General features: G+C 55.5%; 17 protein-coding genes. 11 read left to right on the top strand and 6 right to left on the bottom strand.

The window, feature by feature from the left end:
- The first annotated feature begins 63 nt into the window (after window positions 1-63).
- Window positions 64-288 carry a YgdI/YgdR family lipoprotein gene (locus tag K3169_RS12615; protein ID WP_027898189.1) on the top strand — a complete coding sequence of 75 codons (225 nt, stop codon included), beginning with the start codon at window positions 64-66 and terminating at the stop codon, window positions 286-288.
- Window positions 289-361: 73 nt separating this feature from the next.
- On the opposite strand, the gene K3169_RS12610 is transcribed toward K3169_RS12615, so the two are convergent.
- The 5 genes from K3169_RS12610 to K3169_RS12590 all read right to left on the bottom strand — a co-directional run bounded on the left by K3169_RS12610 (window position 362) and on the right by K3169_RS12590 (window position 4,845).
- Window positions 362-1,252: a pseudouridine synthase gene (locus K3169_RS12610; protein WP_122395538.1), complete on the bottom strand. Its 891-nt coding sequence runs from the start codon at window positions 1,250-1,252 to the stop codon at window positions 362-364.
- 82 nt (window positions 1,253-1,334) lie between these two features.
- Window positions 1,335-1,856 carry a superoxide dismutase family protein gene (gene sodC, locus K3169_RS12605; protein WP_027898191.1) on the bottom strand — a complete coding sequence of 174 codons (522 nt, stop codon included), beginning with the start codon at window positions 1,854-1,856 and terminating at the stop codon, window positions 1,335-1,337.
- Between the two features lie 922 nt (window positions 1,857-2,778).
- Window positions 2,779-3,015 carry a glutaredoxin family protein gene (locus K3169_RS12600; protein ID WP_027898737.1) on the bottom strand — a complete coding sequence of 79 codons (237 nt, stop codon included), beginning with the start codon at window positions 3,013-3,015 and terminating at the stop codon, window positions 2,779-2,781.
- A 78-nt stretch (window positions 3,016-3,093) separates the two neighbouring features.
- On the bottom strand, window positions 3,094-3,720 hold the full coding sequence (locus K3169_RS12595; protein ID WP_317633760.1) for a hypothetical protein: 627 nt from the start codon (window positions 3,718-3,720) through the stop codon (window positions 3,094-3,096).
- Window positions 3,721-3,753: 33 nt separating this feature from the next.
- Window positions 3,754-4,845 (bottom strand): acyltransferase family protein, encoded by a 1,092-nt coding sequence (locus K3169_RS12590; protein ID WP_122395426.1) that lies wholly within the window; start codon window positions 4,843-4,845, stop codon window positions 3,754-3,756.
- Window positions 4,846-5,308: 463 nt separating this feature from the next.
- Between K3169_RS12590 and K3169_RS12585 the strand changes: the two genes are divergently transcribed.
- The 8 genes from K3169_RS12585 (at window position 5,309) to K3169_RS12550 (ending at window position 14,429) form a co-directional block, all read left to right on the top strand.
- On the top strand, window positions 5,309-5,623 hold the full coding sequence (locus tag K3169_RS12585; RefSeq protein ID WP_027898740.1) for a YqjD family protein: 315 nt from the start codon (window positions 5,309-5,311) through the stop codon (window positions 5,621-5,623).
- A gap of 5 nt (window positions 5,624-5,628) precedes the next feature.
- Window positions 5,629-6,021 (top strand): phage holin family protein, encoded by a 393-nt coding sequence (locus K3169_RS12580; RefSeq protein WP_027898741.1) that lies wholly within the window; start codon window positions 5,629-5,631, stop codon window positions 6,019-6,021.
- Entirely contained in the window at window positions 6,018-6,356 is a 339-nt protein-coding gene (locus K3169_RS12575) for a hypothetical protein (RefSeq protein ID WP_027898742.1), read from the top strand. Before K3169_RS12580 ends, K3169_RS12575 begins: the two co-directional genes overlap by 4 nt.
- 176 nt (window positions 6,357-6,532) lie before the next feature.
- Window positions 6,533-7,690, top strand: coding sequence for an EAL domain-containing protein (locus K3169_RS12570; RefSeq protein ID WP_122395425.1), 1,158 nt, complete (start codon window positions 6,533-6,535; stop codon window positions 7,688-7,690).
- Window positions 7,691-7,752: 62 nt separating this feature from the next.
- Window positions 7,753-9,084: a deoxyguanosinetriphosphate triphosphohydrolase gene (locus K3169_RS12565; protein WP_027898744.1), complete on the top strand. Its 1,332-nt coding sequence runs from the start codon at window positions 7,753-7,755 to the stop codon at window positions 9,082-9,084.
- Window positions 9,085-9,408: 324 nt separating this feature from the next.
- A complete protein-coding gene (locus K3169_RS12560; RefSeq protein ID WP_122395424.1) occupies window positions 9,409-9,807 on the top strand; it encodes a response regulator in 399 nt (132 codons plus the stop codon).
- Window positions 9,808-10,143: 336 nt separating this feature from the next.
- Window positions 10,144-10,770, top strand: coding sequence for a response regulator transcription factor (locus K3169_RS12555; protein WP_027898746.1), 627 nt, complete (start codon window positions 10,144-10,146; stop codon window positions 10,768-10,770).
- A gap of 8 nt (window positions 10,771-10,778) precedes the next feature.
- The gene (locus tag K3169_RS12550; RefSeq protein WP_122395423.1) at window positions 10,779-14,429 is read left to right on the top strand and encodes a transporter substrate-binding domain-containing protein; all 3,651 of its coding nucleotides are present in this window, start codon (window positions 10,779-10,781) and stop codon (window positions 14,427-14,429) included.
- Between the two features lie 43 nt (window positions 14,430-14,472).
- Here K3169_RS12550 and K3169_RS12545 read toward each other — a convergent pair whose 3' ends face one another.
- Entirely contained in the window at window positions 14,473-14,817 is a 345-nt protein-coding gene (locus tag K3169_RS12545; RefSeq protein ID WP_027898748.1) for a YggL family protein, read from the bottom strand.
- Here K3169_RS12545 and K3169_RS12540 point away from each other — a divergent pair.
- Both K3169_RS12540 and dacB read left to right on the top strand, forming a co-directional pair.
- Window positions 14,810-15,049: a hypothetical protein gene (locus tag K3169_RS12540; protein WP_263271797.1), complete on the top strand. Its 240-nt coding sequence runs from the start codon at window positions 14,810-14,812 to the stop codon at window positions 15,047-15,049. The genes K3169_RS12545 and K3169_RS12540 overlap by 8 nt on opposite strands.
- An 88-nt stretch (window positions 15,050-15,137) precedes the next feature.
- On the top strand, window positions 15,138-16,604 hold the full coding sequence (gene dacB / locus K3169_RS12535) for a D-alanyl-D-alanine carboxypeptidase/D-alanyl-D-alanine-endopeptidase (protein WP_099268675.1): 1,467 nt from the start codon (window positions 15,138-15,140) through the stop codon (window positions 16,602-16,604).
- Window positions 16,605-16,631: the final 27 nt, after the last annotated feature.

Here is a 16,631-nt window from a genome sequence, read left to right as displayed (position 1 = left end):
ACTTGCTGCAAGCAGATACGTCTTAAACGTCAGTTAACCAAGAATCGATCAGGAGACACCGTAATGAAACAACGGACCCTTCCCGCTGCCTTTTTGCTCGCACTGGGCCTGGCATCCCTCGCAGGCTGTGCATCGCCGACAGTGATCACCCTGACCGATGGCCGGGAAATCCAGGCTGTCGACACCCCGAAATACGATGAAGATTCGGGCTTCTACGAGTTCAAGCAACTCGACGGTAAAGAAACCCGCGTCAACAAAGATCAGGTGCGTACTGTCAAGGATCTGTAACTCAGAGCCCGATGCAGCAAACGTAAAAAACCCGCCAAGTGCGGGTTTTTTATGTCTTACAGAAAATGCAGCGCTACCAGTCCAGATGGATTTCACTCTGAAACTGCCGCTGCTGGCCAGTGACCGGATCGATAAAGCGCAGGCTTTGGGCGAGTAATTTCAGTGGCCTCGCGTAATCGTCCACTGCATCCTTGAGCACGTTCGGGTAGAACGGATCATTGCAGATGCCAGCCCCCAAAGCGGCCATGTGCACGCGCAACTGGTGCTTCTTGCCGGTGACCGGATACAGCGCGTAGCGCCAAAGATCACCGTTGCGCTCACAGACCTCCATGGCGGTTTCTGTATTGCTGATGCCCTCGCCTTCCTGCATGCGAAAGAACGGCTCGCCATTGATCAATCGACTTTTATGCACTCGAGGAAACTCGACACCGGGCAATGCCGGCGCAATGGCCTCATAGCGCTTGTCGATCTGTCGGGTCGGGAACAATGATTGATACGCCGAGCGCGTCTGCTTGTTGGCCGAGAACAACACAAGCCCGGCTGTGTGACGGTCAATACGATGCAAAGGCACCAGATCGGGATTATCCAGGCGACGGATCAAACGGCGCAAAAGCGTCTCTTCGACGTATTCCCCAGCAGGGGTGACCGGCAGGAAGTGTGGTTTGTCGGCAACCACCAGATGCTCGTCGGCATAGAGAATCGACTCTTGCACCGGGATCGGCGTTTCGTTGGGCACTTCACGAAAGTAGTGAATCCGCAGCCCTTCCCGATAGGCCAGATCCACATCGACAGGTTTGCCGTCGGCATCCAGCACCCGTCCACGGGCAATACGGTCAAGCCACTGCTCGCGACTGATTGCACTGAAATGCGCACATAGGCAATCCAGTACAGTGAGCCACTTTCCGGGCGGTAAATAGAGGGTACTGGCCTGACTCTTGGCAGCGGAAAAAGCAGACTCGGACATACGTGGGCTCGTGGGAGACTCTTGAGTGAACAGCGCCGCATTATCACCCAAGAGCCTTGCCACTGCTAATCAGCTGAACGTGTCAGATCACGCCACAAGCAGCACGATCACCACCACCGCCCAGAGGCTTGGGCATGTCGGAGTGGTTATCCGCACCTGCGTGAACCATCAGCGCGTGACCTTTGACGTCCTTGAGTTTTTTCAAACGCGGTGCCAGTACCGGGTAGTTGGCCATGCCGTCTTCGGTGACGTAAATGGCCGGGAGGTCACCCAGGTGACCGTTGGCGTAAGGGCCCAGATGTTTGCCGGTTTTTTTCGGGTCCCAGTGGCCACCTGCAGCTTGGGCAGCGACTTTTACGCCGTCTTTCTCGGCGGTCTCACAGCTTGGATTTTCGTGGATGTGGAAGCCATGAACACCGGCTGGCAACGATGTCAGGTTGGGAGTGAACAGAAGGCCGTATTCAGTTTCGGTGATGATGACCTCGCCAATCGGCTTCGCCGCCTCCGTTGCACTCACGAGATTCATCGGTACAGACACCGATTCGGCGAATGCGGTGTTCAGAGAAAAAGCGCCAATCAGGCCAAGCCAGAGATAAGATTTCATCATTCGTCCATTTGCTGAGAAAAAGTGCAAGGCAGCCTGAAAAAGCCTGCCGGGATGGAGGTGGTACATAATCTTGTACCAGCTTGACGGCGAATTAGTTCCGCGGAATATGTGTGCGGGTGTTTGATTGGGGGCTTGATGGGGGTATATCCGTTGTTGCGGTGATGGCTGGTATTGGTTGCGCTTTTACAGCGCCTCACTTTTGAACATCCGGAAGCCGGCCCAGACAAAAGTAAGCAAAACGCTCTTACCCCATCACTCGGTCCCTCGCCTAGGCTCGGGATGCCCGCCCACAGATCTTAAACCGTGGGCCGCCGCAATGGGCCATCCATGGCCCGGTGCGGCTAACCCGGCGTCCTGCCGGGTTGCCCACGGTTTCAGATCTGCGGGCGGCCAGCGTGATTTAACGGGGCGCCTCAGATCAAAATCAAAAGCGCGGCGGCCTGACAGCCGACCTGATGTGTGAACTTTGCGGGCTTCTGTAGGAGCTGCCGAAGGCTGCGATGCGGTTTGTCAGACGTCGAATGCGTTGGTCGTAGTGACGTCTCGCGAACAAGTTCGCTCCTACCGGTCGAGGCGATCCCGCCGTTTTCGCTCTGCTTTTGATCTGCTTTTGATTTTGATGTCAGGCGCCCCGTTAAACCACGCCGGCCGGAATTCGACATTGCTGGGTGGGGCAAACCGGCAGGGATGCCGGTTTAGCCGCCTCAGGCCATGGATGGCCGGTGGCGGCGGCCCCACCCAGCAATGTCGGATTACGGGTATGCCGAGCGACAGCGAGGGACCAAGTGGTGGGGCAAGAGCGTTTTGCTTACTTTTGCGCTCTATCAAAAGTGAGGCGCTGTAAAAGCGCAACCAATATCAGCCCTGACCGCAGTAACGGATATGTACACAAGAATCACACGTATCACACTCTAAAAACCTACAACAGAAAACTGACCACCCGTTCCGTACTAAAGGGCCAGTCCAGTTCCGCGCCGGTATCGACACGACGCAACACCGGAATACGCAAACCATAAGTTTCAAACAACCGCTCGCTGTCGCCGATATCCACCAGCTCCACCAATAGTCCGTGCTCCACCAACGGCATTAACTCGGCTTCAGCAACCTCACACAGATGACACCCCAACGTGCCAAACAACTGACATTCAGGAGGCATACGCATGACCCTCTGCGCAGAAAAATGAGCGCTTATTTTAGGCCTGCCAGTGATAGTCGTCGAGGATGAACCAGCAGATCAAAGCGTCTCCCCGGGGCCCCGCCACTCTGGCGCTTTGTAGACTTGCCCTGCACCGGAAATCCGCATTGAAATACGATCCAGAATCGACTCCGCCGTGTATTTGGGCGTCGTCGCATTGAACGCAATAAACAACAAACCAATCACCAAAGCTGCAGAAGGAATCCGGCCTGGCTGGAAATTTTCCAGACCCAGCAGAAAAAGGCCTGCCGCCAGAGAGCCCAGCAACGCACCGGCAATCGCTTCAGGCAACGGATGAATGAACGGTGCGACGCAGTAAATACTGAACAGCCAGCCCACTACCATGCCAAACGCTGCAGCAGGCCAACTCAACATCGGATGCACCTGCCGGGCGATCAGACTCAAACCCACAGTGAGCACCAGACACGTATTCATCGCATGGCCACTCAGCACATAAATACCGAGACTTTCCAGCGCCACGCCCCAGCCTTTAAAGAGGATTTTACTGACGGCTACGATCGAGTAGACCGCAAAAACAGTGGCAACCCACAGCAGCGCCGAGCGACGCGAGCGGGTCATCCAGAGCCAGCCGGTGATGACGATTGCAGCCGGCAGCATGACCGTAATGCCGCCATACGGGGTAAGTGAAACGAGGGTTATATCCAACGGTGACTCCAACACGTAGCACGCCGCCAAATCTTACTGCGCACGCTCCAGGCCAGATGAGCGCGCTCGAAAGTGTTTACGGGCAAAAGCATTGGCCCGATCCAGCACCGGCTTCTCGAAACAGCGATAACCGACCCAGCCGTAACATAGCACCGCACTCATCATCAGTGCTGTGAAGAAAATATTGTCCGCCAGCGTCTCGGGCCAACCGCCCAGCAACTGCCAGATACGTCCGATAACCCCTAGCACCAGCAAATGGGACAAGTAGACGGTGTAAGACATGTCGCCGATCAACACCAGTCCCTTGGACATGGCCACGTGCTCACGACGTTCCAGCAATGCCAGCGTGAACACCAGCAGGCCAAACACCAGGCCGACCACCAGCATCCGTGTCAGACCATGACCTTCAAACAACCCATACAGGCCGATGACCGGAATACCCAATAGCAATACCCCGGCCAACAAGCCCCAGACCGCAGCGTCGGGAATGCGCACGTTATGTCGGCTGTAAAACAACAGAGCCAGTAACGATCCTGCGATGAATTCAAGCGCATAAGGATGCAGGACCACTGCCAGAACAGGTGAGTACGCCTGCCAGTCCTCCAGCGTGTTGAACACCAGTAAAACCAATGCCCAGACTGCCAGCAGCCACGGTAAATAGCGCTCCTTGAAAAACAGCAGGACGCTGAACACCAGATAAAACCACAGCTCAAATACCAGCGACCACGCCACCATCACCAGAAGAACCTTGTCACTGGGCAACAACAAAAAAGACAGCCACAGGTTCGACTCTCCATGACCACTGTTGACCATTCCGGGCTGAAGCAGATAAACCGCCAGCGTAATGAAAAAATACAGCCAGTAGGTCGGATAGATACGCGACACGCGATTGAACAGGAACCGCTGGCTTTCAACGCCGCTCTGAAAACGTCCGCGACTGACGATGACCATCACAAAGCCGCTGATGACAAAAAACAGGTCGACCCCTAATTGAAAGAAATCCAGCCAGCCAGGCAACAGCCTGTCGCCTCCCGAATACTTCAATTCAACAGCCGTCATATGGAAAAGCACTACGCCCAGCACCGCCAGGCCCCTTAGCCCTTGAAGTGAATACAGCCGCTCCATGTCACCTCCAGCCCATGCCCGAGCACCAATCGCGGCGTCAGTACTTCCATGAATTACCGAGGCACTCAACTCCTCAGACCAGCAGTCCTTGATACGTGCAGGCCACCAGAATAACGACCCGACAGCAACCCACGATTCTGTATCGGGTGACAGCATAGCCAAGTCTCGCGTGATTGAGGCCAGTGCCTCGCATCTAAATGCAATGCCCAAACGACGCGCCTGCCGGTATTCCTATCGAGACAGAGCCGGAAAAATCATGGAAACTTCGGACCTAGCGCTGGAGCAGTAGAGGTAAAGAAGTACCGGAGACCCTGCGCTCCTGATGAGCGCACAGTCAAAAGGTGGCGCACCAACACACTGCAAAATGCCTTACAGGTCCGTCCAACGATTTCATGCAGCATTGAAGTGAACCTTCAGCAACGCCCTGTACTCGAAACCCCATACGCACTTAATGGAGAGAAAAATGGCACGCCAAACAGCACAGAACGCCCAGGAAATTTTGATGGCTGACTTTCAGGTACTGGTTGCCGACACGGAGAAGCTCCTGGAACACACCGCGTCACTGGCAGGCGCTCAGGCTGACGAACTGCGCAGCCAGATCAATGAAAGCCTCGTGCGAGCCCGCGAAACCCTGAAGCTCACTGAAGAATCCCTCCGCGAACGCGGCAAGGCAGCCGTTGTTGCGACCGAAGATTATGTACAGACAAACCCATGGCAATCAGTCGGCATCGCTGCTGGCGTTGGCTTCCTGATCGGTCTGCTGGCTACAAGGCGCTAACGAATATGGCTCTGGGAACTGAATCCGGTCCGGCATCAGACCAGACCTCATCTTCGCCACGGCGACTGGGTGCGGCGGTCCTTGGGCTGCTGCACAGCCACGTCGAACTGTTCGGCATCGAACTGCAGGAACAAAAAGCACGTACATTGAGCCTGCTGCTATTCGCAGGCCTTGCATTAGTGTTCGCCTTGCTTCTGCTGACCGGCTTGTCTGCATTGCTGCTCATTGTGCTGTGGGACAGTTATCGTCTGGCTGGCATCATTGGTCTGTGCGTGTTCTATACGCTGTGCGCGTTGTTCTGCGCCCTGCGCCTCAAAGCTGCCATTTTCGACGAGTCGTCGCCGTTCAATGCGACCCTGGAAGAGCTGGCCAATGACCGTGAGCGACTGATGCGATGAGCTTGCCTGAATCCCACCAGAAACATTCCCGCCGGGAACTTCGCAAGGCCCTGGTTCGCCTGCGCATGGAAATGCACCGCCAGGAAATACGTCAGGAGTCGACGAACCTGATGCTACCGTTGCGTCGGGTTCGCGGCATGACTACCGACTGGCAAGGTACATTGGGCATCAAGCATGCTCCCTTGTGGGGTATGGGCGTGGTCTCGCTTCTCGGATTTCTGGGCGGCAAGGGCGCGAAAGGCAAACGTCCCGGCGGACTCACTCGCATCGTCAAACTCGGTGTAAGTCTGTTACCGATTATTCGACTGGCTCTGGGTTCCTCCCGAAAACACTAGTGGCAATTGGCTGCGTTCTTGCAGGCAACACTCCCCCATCAGGTTGAATCGACGGCTTCGGGTCCTACTGAAGCCGTCGATTTCGTTGTGGGATACTTTCTTGAAAGCCGTTTCACCAGCCCTTTTTGACCGCCGTTTCTATTGCCGTTAACTGCCGAGTTTACTGAGGAGGCCATGTGATTGATGGGCAACCCCTTGCCTGCTTTCAGCCGTTCATTGATACCGCTACTGGCCGTATTGCTGGTGTTGAAGCATTGGGCCGTGTTCTTCAGGATGACGGCCAACTCAAATCTGTCGGGCCGTTGTTCGCTGATCCGCGAGTACCTGCTGCTGCATTGCGTCGCCTGGATCGTATTATCCGGGACGACGCACTGAGTCGACTTCACCAGGCTCCTGATGACTGGTTTCTGAGCCTGAATATTTCACCACGCTGGATCTCTCTCCTGCGCCCTGGCCAGCCGCTGCCCAGCCTCAAGCAGTTGCAACGAAATGGTGTAGATCCACGCCGTATCGTTTTTGAAATCACTGAACTGGAAGGCAACAGCCAGCGTCTTGCGGAAGTCGTGAGCCGCTATCGCGACGCAGGCGCCCGAATTGCCATTGATGATTTCGGCGCGGGCTACTCCCAACTGGATCGGGTGCTTGCGCTGCAACCTGACATTCTCAAGCTGGACATGCGCTTGTTTCAGGCTGCTGCTAAAGGCGGCCCCAGCAGCGATATCGTGAAGGCACTGGCCCAGATGGCAGAGAAAACCGGTTGCTGGATTATTGCTGAAGGTGTCGAAACCGAGGCAGAACTGCATTTCGCTCTCGAATGCGGTGCGCGGTATGTACAGGGCTTCCTGTTTGCAAGAGGCGAGCAGGCTTTTTTCGATGAGGATGCGTTCGTCGAACAATTCGCCCGACTGCGCGACTGCTATGTGCAGAAAAAGCTCGCAGAGCGGGCACGGGTGATGGATCTTCGCCAGCAACTGACTTCGTTGATGGCCGCTCTGCAGCGTTGGGATCAGCGTTCCCTCGACCAACTGCCGCAACTGCACGATTACCCCTGGTTGCTACGTTTCTACCAATGCGACCGGCATGGCACCCAGCTCACGCCCAATCTGGAGTGGCGCAACGGCGAATGGCATTCCGATGCGACTTACATAGGCCATAACTGGTCATGGCGTCCCTATTTCTATCATTTGCTTGCAGAAGGCTGGCATGAACGCCGCCTGATACTGTCCAACACCTATCGCGACGCCACGACCAACCAGTACTGCCTGACCGCCGGGCAGTTTTTCGACAACGACCAACGCATACTCCTGATCGATGTCGATGCGATTGGCTTTTAAAGCCTTGCAGCCGGGACACCGAATCAGGAAGCTAGGCAGTCTTTACCGACGGAGTGAACGCCTTGGATTGGCAAACCCTGCTCAACCGCGAACGACTTGGCAAAACCCTGCACAGCCCGGAAGAACTGGGACGCAGTCCTTTTCACAAGGACCACGACCGGATCATCTTTTCCGGCGCTTTTCGACGCCTCGGGCGCAAGACACAAGTGCACCCGGTTTCGAGCAATGACCACATCCATACGCGCCTGACCCACTCACTGGAAGTCAGCTGCGTGGGCCGTTCATTGGGCATGCGTGTCGGTGAAACCCTGCGCAGCGCCCTCCCCGACTGGTGCGATCCCAGTGATCTGGGCATGGTCGTGCAATCAGCCTGCCTGGCCCACGACATTGGCAATCCGCCTTTCGGTCACTCCGGCGAAGACGCGATTCGCAACTGGTTCAATCAGGCTGCAGGCCGTGGCTGGCTGGATGCAATGAGCGAGGTCGAACGTAATGACTTCCTCAATTTCGAAGGCAATGCCCAAGGCTTTCGCGTTCTGACTCAACTGGAATATCACCAGTTCGACGGCGGTACACGGCTGACCTATGCAACCCTTGGCACTTATCTTAAATATCCATGGACGGCGCGCCACGCCGACTCTCTGGGCTACAAGAAACACAAATTTGGCTGCTATCAGAGCGAACTGCCTATTTTGGAGCAAATCGCCCAGAAACTGGGCTTGCCGCAACTTGAAGAGCAACGCTGGGCTCGGCATCCATTGGTGTACCTGATGGAAGCTGCGGACGACATCTGCTACGCGCTGATCGATCTGGAAGATGGCCTGGAAATGGAGCTGCTGGAGTATGCGGAGGTCGAAGCGCTGCTTCTGGGGCTGGTCGGCGATGATTTGCCTGATACCTACCGCCAACTTGGGCCTGATGACTCGCGTCGACGCAAACTGGCAATCCTGCGTGGCAAAGCCATCGAGCATTTGACCAACGCGGCGGCGCGGGCCTTCGTCGAACAACAGGACGCATTGCTGGCTGGCACCCTGAGTGGTGACCTGGTCGAGCATATGCATGGCCCGGCCAAGCGCTGCGTGCTGAGCGCCAAAGACATGGCGCGCAAGAAAATATTCCAGGACAAGCGCAAGACGCTGCATGAAATCGGCGCCTACACAACACTTGAAATACTGCTTAATGCGTTCTGTGGTGCTGCTCTGGAGCAGTTCGGCGGACGTACGCCGTCTTTCAAGCATCGTCGTATTCTGGACCTGCTCGGCAACAGCGCTCCGGATCCCAAGGCACCTCTGCACGCCTCCTTCCTGCGCATGATCGACTTCATCGCCGGTATGACCGACAGCTACGCGAGTGAAATGGCGCGGGAGATGACCGGCCGCTCCAGCCCGATGTAAAGGTCAACAGTTGCCGTCGCTCGCCTGCAAGGGAGCAGACGGCAGCAGTGCTGTGTGCCCGTCATCGCCGCAGCGGTGCCGACGGTGCTGATTTACTACGATGGATCTACCTGATACGACTTAAAGCTTCGGACGTCTCCTACAGCCTTTTAGGAATCGTCTTATCGCAAGCGCTCAATACCTGCCAGATACTCCCGCCCCTTTAGCCGCCATCGCTGGCGCCTCTACATTACCCGCCCACGAGGCCTTGTCGATGCTGCCCGTCGTCGCAGCCTTGCGTCGGCTCAGCATCCGGGCCGCCAACAACTCTTGCCGGATTTCCTGATGTTTAAACATAAATTACGCATTCTGCTGGTGGAAGATCATCCCTTCCAACTGATTGCCACACAGATCATTCTGAACAATCAGGGCTACTTTTTACTGACTCCTGCCCTGACTGCTACCGAGGCCATGCAAGCCATAGAACGAGCCGCCGAGCCTTATGACCTGCTGATTTGCGACCAGCGCCTGCCAGATGGCGCAGGACTCGACATCATAGAGCAGGCGTTTCAGCAAGGCATGGCCCGTTACGCCATCGTCCTCAGCGGGCTGGATAACGCCCAACTGCGTGCCATCGAACACCTGGCGGTTCAGCGCGGGCTGCCTCTGCTGGGTTGTCTTGGCAAACCCCTGCACGGTGCTGACCTTGCCCAACTGCTGGAGCCCTGCTTTCCGGCAAGCTGAACCGCTGAAGCATGGCGGGATGAAAGCCATTACCCGTCTACGCAGACTCTAACGCTGTAGTGAACTACGCTAGTACAACTACCGAAAGCGTATAAACAACGTGTAGGGTAATTCCCGCGCGAAATAAACAACATACACATCGCCCTCCGTTCATCAGAGTAATCCACCGCTGAATTAAACATCACGCATCAGAAAAACAGGCTCCTACGTGCTCCAATACTCTAATTACTGTAGGAACTTTCCTATATATCACCTATAGCAGGGTCTCTTCATGTGCCTGCCCGAACATCTGAGCTAAGGTGCGCCCTTTCCTCGCATCTTGTTATGGATAGAATTATGAACTCAGTTTTTATCATCGACGACCATCCTGTTATTCGCCTTGCCGTTAGAATGCTTCTGGAAAATGAAAACTACGAAGTCGTAGGCGAAACCGATAACGGTGTGGATGCGATGCAAATGGTCCGCGAATGCATGCCGGACCTGATCATCCTCGACATCAGCATCCCCAAGCTGGATGGCCTGGAGGTACTGGCCCGCTTCAACTCGATGGGGCTTGATTCGAAAATTCTGGTCCTGACCTCTCAGACACCGAGTCTTTTTGCGATTCGCTGCATGCAGTCAGGCGCGGCGGGATATGTGTGTAAACAGGAAGATCTCAGCGAATTACTCAGTTCGGTGAAAGCGGTATTATCCGGCTACAATTACTTCCCAAGCCAGGCACTCACTCCACCCAGTGGAGAAAACGGTCAACCCAGCGAAATAGAGCTGTTCAAGTTAGTCAATGATCGCGAATTGATGGTACTGCAATTATTTGCCCAAGGTAGAACGAACAAGGAAATTGCCAAGGGCATGTTTCTCAGCAACAAGACAGTCAGTACTTACAAAACACGCCTGATGCAGAAACTCAGGGTCAAAACCCTGGTAGAACTAATCGAAATGGCAAAACGCAACGCGCTAGTGTGAGGAACAGGATGTCCAGGCGCTTTAAGTACTATTTGATCCTGACCATGAGCTTTTGCCTGAGTCTGGGGTGTCAGGCCGCTTTCGCTGCAGCCGAACTCTACACCCTGCTGGGCCGCTCCAGCATCGGGCATATGGAGCTGCAACTGGACAAGACCCAATGGCAGTGGATACGCAATAAGCGTGAGCTGATTCTGGGGACTTCGGCTCCCGACTATCCGCCATTTGACATGACGCTGACCGGGCGCGACTACGAAGGGTTCACCGCCGACTACGCAAACATCATTTCCAGAGCGCTGGATCTGCCGGTCAAGGTGCTTCGCTTTGAATCCAGGCAGGCGGCCATCGCTGCCCTTGGCACCGGGCAGATCGACTTGCTGGGCAGCGCGAACGGGTTCGAAGCGATAGACCAGAAGATCAAGCTCTCTACCCCCTACGCGGTGGATCAGCCGGTGCTGGTCACCCGCACCGGTGAAACACGCTCGCTCACCGATGGCCTGGCAGAAATGCGCCTGAGCATGGTCTACCACTACCTGCCACCGGAGGAAATCCAGAAGCTTTATCCCAACGCAGCGCTGAAAACCTATCCGTCATTTCAAAGCGCGATCAATGCCGTTGCCTTCAATCAGGCAGACGTCTTTCTTGGAGACACTATTTCTACCCAATACATGATCAACAAGGGGTACCTCAACAACATCCAGATGGCCAATTTCGGCAGACACGAACCCGACGGCTTCAGTTTTGCGGTCGATGGTGAAAACAATCAGTTGCTGGATATCATCAACCGCACGCTCAAGGCCATTCCGGTTGAAGAGCGCATCGCGATTTCCAGGCGCTGGGGTGCCAGCGACCTGATGCTGACTGACCAGAAGCTGCAATTGACTCACCGGGAGGAGCGCTGGATCGAACAGCACCCGAACGTCAGAGTCGTGATCAACGAATCATACGCGCCGCTGACGTTCTTTGATGCCAGCGGCAACTTTCGTGGAATAACCGCCGACTTGCTTGAACTGGTGCGCCTGCGCACCGGTTTGCGTTTCGAGATTACCCGGGCGCCCACCATGGCCGATATGATGAGTCAGGTCAGTCAGGGCCAGGCGGACCTGATCAGCGCCCTGATTCCCAGTGAAGAACGGGAAGATCAATTCAGTTTCAGTCGGCCTTACCTGGACAACTCATTCGTACTGATCACGCGCAAATGGCCTGAGAATTCGATCAATCTTGAGCAATTGAGTGGCAAGCGGGTCGCAATCACTTTGGGCAGCCCTATCCTGCCTTTCCTGCGGCGGGAGTTCCCCACGGTAGTCCCCATCGAAGTCGATAACCCCTTTCAGACCCTGGAAATGCTTGCCCAAGGCAGGGTCGAAGCGGCGATCACCTCCCTGGTGAGCGCCAACTATTTCCTGAGCTCAGGAATATTTGAAAACCGGTTACAAATAACCACGACCGTTGGCGACAAACCTGCGCTGATCGCTATGGCCACTTCCCGAAAAGCCACGGAGTTGATCAGTATTCTCGACAAGGCGCTGTCCAGCATCGCACCGCAGGAACTCGCAGCGATTAACAACCGCTGGCGCTCCTTCACTCCTTCTGGCGGCAACTGGCAGGATTACCAGCGGCAGATTTATCAGATCGTACTGGGGGCTGGCCTGTTATTACTCGGTTCGCTGGCCTGGAACGCTTACATGCGCCGCCAGATCAAACAACGCGAGCAGGCCGAGCGGGCTTTGAACGATCAGTTCGAATTCATGAGAGCACTGGTCAATGGCAGCCCGCACCCTATCTACGTGCGTGACCGTGAAGGCCTTCTGCGCATGTGCAATGACAGCTACCTGAAGGCATTTGACGCGCAACGTGAAGATGTACTCGACAAAGGGGTTACTGAGGGCGTTCTGAGTAATGTTTTCGAGGCCAGGGAATTCGCCAGCGACTATCAACTGGTCATGGCGACAAACAACCCCATGATTCTTGACCGCACGTTGCAGATCGGAGAGCGGCAACTGACGATCTATCACTGGATTTTGCCTTTTCGGGACTCACTGGGAGAAGTAAAGGGCATTATTGGCGGCTGGATCGATATCAGTGAACGCCGACAACTGATCGAAGACCTGCGCTCGGCCAAGGATCAGGCCGATAACGCCAACCGTGCGAAAAGCACCTTCCTGGCCACCATGAGTCACGAAATACGCACGCCGATGAATGCTGTGATTGGCATGCTCGAACTGGCGCTCAAACGTGCCGATCAAGGCCACATGGACCGCCCTGCCGTAGAGGTTGCCTACAGCTCGGCCAAGGATTTGCTTGAACTGATTGGCGATATTCTCGACATCGCACGCATTGAATCCGGTCGGCTGACCTTGAGCCCGGAACGCGCCAACCTGCGCCAACTGGTCGAGTCCGTTGTACGAGTATTCGACGGACTGGCCCGGCAAAAAAGCCTCAGCCTGTTGCTCGATCTGGACAGTGGCATCAACGCCGACGTGCTGATTGATCCGTTACGCTTCAAGCAAATCCTTTCGAACCTGATCAGTAATGCAATCAAGTTCACGGAAAAGGGCCAGATCAGAATCACCTTGCAGACCGAGACCGACACAGATCCGCGACAGTTGCAGCTGCACGTCAGTATTCAGGACACAGGCATAGGTATCAGCGAGAAGGATCTGCAACGCTTGTTCGAACCTTTTGCGCAGGCTGACGACAATGGTCAACAGGCGCGCACCGGAGCAGGTCTGGGGCTGGTGATCTGCCGCAGCCTGTGCGAAATGATGGGCGGCACACTTGAGTTGAACAGTGAGCAGGGTAAAGGCACGCAGGTTCACATGACTTTCAACCTGACCACGCTGGAGCCTTTGGCGACGCTGAGCGAGCAACCTGATAACCCTGTCATGGCAAACGCCACGCTGAATATTCTGGTGGTGGATGATCATCCGGCCAACTCCTTGTTGCTTTGCCAGCAACTGGAATTTCTCGGGCATCGCTGTGCAGTGGCAGAACAGGGCGAGCAAGGGCTACAGCTTTGGCTGGAGGGTTACTTCGATGTGGTCGTGACCGACTGCAATATGCCCATCATGAATGGTTACGACCTGACACGGGCCATCCGCCTCCAGGAGCATGAAACCGGGCAACAGCGCTGTGCGATATGGGGTTTTACCGCCAATGCGCAACCGGAAGAAACACAACGCTGTCGTGAAGCGGGTATGGACGATTGTCTGTTCAAACCAATCAGCCTCACATCCCTGAGCGAACGGCTAGGCAGCGTTCATCCACGGGGAGACGCATTGACCGAGAGCGAGCAGACTCCACCCGTTAAACCGCAACCGCCATTCAACATGGCCAGTATCAGTGCCCTTACCGGTGAACGTCCGGAAATGATTCAGCGCCTGCTCAAACAACTCCTGCGCAGCACCGAGGAGGATCGGCATCAGTTGACGGCTCTGCAAGCGCCAGGAGATCAATACGAGTTGTGCCAGCTTGCCCACAGGATCAAAGGTGCGGCGCGAATCATTCGGGCAACCAGAGTGATTGAAACGTGCGATGCATTAGAGGATGCATGCCAGGAGACATCGGCAGAGCAGGAGATCAGGGATGTTCAACAAGCAATGGAGGTCGCCATGCTCGATCTGGAGCAGGCTTTGCGAGACGCTCTGAACAGAGCCGTGTGACGAGGGAAATAAAGCGGCGGGCCGGAAGCCCGCCGCGGGAACATCAAGCTACCGAATTGATCGGTGTTTCCGGATGCCAGGCATCCATCAACGGGCTGACTTCAACCTTGGTCAGTTCGCTGCGGCCCTTGAGCCATGCTTCAACGACTGCGCGCTGCTCTTCATTGACGGAACCACGTTTTGCCAGGCAAACCAGACCGAAGTCATCACCGCCAACGTAGTCAAGACCGTTGGCGTCCATGGCTTCAGTCAGAAAAGCGTTGAGGAATGCGTCGATCGCCTCTTCATCCAGGTCTTCCTTGAAGTCCAGGTTCAGCTCAAAACCCAACTCCTGGAATTCATCCACGCAGAGTTTTTTGCGCAGACGACGGGAACGATTAGTGGCCATTGGAACAATCCTCTTGAGTAATATCGGGGCGCACTTTATCAGTTTGGAAAGGCAAATGCCCATAAAACCGGCACAGCGCGATAATGCCTGCGACATCAATAGCGGGCTGATTATGCATTGCGATGACAAAAATACTTTATTCAGAGGCCTGGGCGGGACCCAAGTCGCCCACGATTGGGGCATAATGCCGCTCAATTCAGACGTATTACATATTGTTCGCGAAACTGTTTGAAGCCACTGGTATTCACGTCATCTTTATTTTTGTCGAGGGAATCCATCTATGCCCTCTCGTGTCCCGTCTTTGTTGTAGGGGTTACTGAATGATCAAATCATTGCGTCCACTGTTTTTTGCCACCCTTCTATTGCCACTGGCCTTGCCGGCTCACGCCGCGCCCGTCAACACTTCGCTCCCCCCCAAGGTCCAGCAAGCACTCAAAGCCAGCAAGCTGGGCAATGACGCCTTGTCGCTGGTAATGCTACCCCTCAACGGTCAAGGCACCCCGACCGTATTCAATGCCGACGTCTCCGTAAACCCGGCATCGACCATGAAGCTGGTCACGACGTACGCAGCGCTGGAAATACTGGGCCCAACCCACCAGTGGAAAACCGAATTCTTTACCGATGGCACGCTCAATAATGGCGTACTGCGCGGCAACCTTTACCTCAAGGGCGGCGGCGACCCCAAACTGAACATGGAGAAGCTCTGGCTGTTGATGCGCGACCTGCGGGCCAATGGCGTACAACAGGTAACCGGTGACCTGGTACTGGATCGCAGCCACTTTGTACAACCGCAATTGCCGGTGTTCGATGATGACGGCAACGATAGAAACAAGCCGTTTCTGGTCAAACCGGACTCGCTGATGGTCAACCTCAAGGCGCTACGCTTCATCACGCGTAACGACGGCGGCAAGGTCATGGTTTCGGTGGAACCGCCTATTGCGACCATTCGCGTCGATAATCAGGTCAAAGCCATCGCGTCCAAACAGTGCGGTGACGTTCGTTACAACCCGGTCACGCAGCCAGATGGCACCGTCAATGTGACCGTTACGGGCCAACTCGGTGACGGCTGCAATTCGCAGACTTACCTGTCGCTGCTCGACCATCCGACTTACGCAGCAGGCGCAGTGCGCGCTATCTGGCAGGAACTGGGCGGCACCATCCAGGGCAAAGACCGGGTAGACGTCGTACCGGGCAGCGCCAAGCTGCTGGCAAGGGCTTTTTCGCCGGATCTGGTTGAAGTCATTCGTGATATCAACAAATTCAGTAACAACACCATGGCCCAGCAGTTATTCCTGAGCCTCGGTTCAGAGTTCCGCAATGATGCAGACGGTGACGATGCCAAGGCAGCACAGCGGGTCATTCGCCAGTGGCTGGCCAAGAAAGGCATCACCGCACCGCATCTGGTGATGGAGAACGGCTCGGGGTTGTCCAGGGATGAGAGGGTCAGCGCCCGCGAAATGGCCATCCTCCTGCAGGCGGCGTGGAAAAGCCCCTACGCTGCAGAGTTCATGAGTTCGATGCCACTGGCAGGCATGGACGGCACGATGCGCAAACGCCTCAAACGCACCCCGCTACTGGGTGAAGCCCACATCAAGACCGGCACCCTGAACAACGTCCGCGCTATTGCCGGCTTCAGTCGCGACAGCAACGGCAACACTTGGGCTGTGGTCGCCATCCTCAACGACCCACGCCCGTGGGGCGCGTCTTCGGTGCTCGATGAAGTACTGGTCGAGTTGTATCGCCAGCCAAAGCTGGGTGATAACACCGTGTCGATACGGCAGCAGTGAAGAATTGCAGTAAATGACTTTGTAGGA

Source organism: Pseudomonas phytophila, assembly GCF_025643095.1.
Lineage (GTDB): Bacteria > Pseudomonadota > Gammaproteobacteria > Pseudomonadales > Pseudomonadaceae > Aquipseudomonas > Aquipseudomonas quasicaspiana.
Note: the sequence above shows the minus strand (reverse complement) of the source record. Positions and strands in the feature narration are given on the sequence as shown.

Bases quoted from the DNA above. Each gene is read 5' to 3' on its own strand.
- K3169_RS12600 (WP_027898737.1), bottom strand. From the start codon at position 3,015: ATGCCTCCTGAATGTCAGTTGTTTGGCACGTTGGGGTGTCATCTGTGT.
- K3169_RS12545 (WP_027898748.1), bottom strand. From the start codon at position 14,817: ATGGCCACTAATCGTTCCCGTCGTCTGCGCAAAAAACTCTGCGTGGAT.
- K3169_RS12610 (WP_122395538.1), bottom strand. From the start codon at position 1,252: ATGTCCGAGTCTGCTTTTTCCGCTGCCAAGAGTCAGGCCAGTACCCTC.
- dacB (WP_099268675.1), top strand. From the start codon at position 15,138: ATGATCAAATCATTGCGTCCACTGTTTTTTGCCACCCTTCTATTGCCA.
- sodC (WP_027898191.1), bottom strand. From the start codon at position 1,856: ATGAAATCTTATCTCTGGCTTGGCCTGATTGGCGCTTTTTCTCTGAAC.
- K3169_RS12590 (WP_122395426.1), bottom strand. From the start codon at position 4,845: ATGGAGCGGCTGTATTCACTTCAAGGGCTAAGGGGCCTGGCGGTGCTG.
- K3169_RS12575 (WP_027898742.1), top strand. From the start codon at position 6,018: ATGAGCTTGCCTGAATCCCACCAGAAACATTCCCGCCGGGAACTTCGC.
- K3169_RS12555 (WP_027898746.1), top strand. From the start codon at position 10,144: ATGAACTCAGTTTTTATCATCGACGACCATCCTGTTATTCGCCTTGCC.
- K3169_RS12580 (WP_027898741.1), top strand. From the start codon at position 5,629: ATGGCTCTGGGAACTGAATCCGGTCCGGCATCAGACCAGACCTCATCT.
- K3169_RS12615 (WP_027898189.1), top strand. From the start codon at position 64: ATGAAACAACGGACCCTTCCCGCTGCCTTTTTGCTCGCACTGGGCCTG.
- K3169_RS12560 (WP_122395424.1), top strand. From the start codon at position 9,409: ATGTTTAAACATAAATTACGCATTCTGCTGGTGGAAGATCATCCCTTC.
- K3169_RS12550 (WP_122395423.1), top strand. From the start codon at position 10,779: ATGTCCAGGCGCTTTAAGTACTATTTGATCCTGACCATGAGCTTTTGC.
- K3169_RS12585 (WP_027898740.1), top strand. From the start codon at position 5,309: ATGGCACGCCAAACAGCACAGAACGCCCAGGAAATTTTGATGGCTGAC.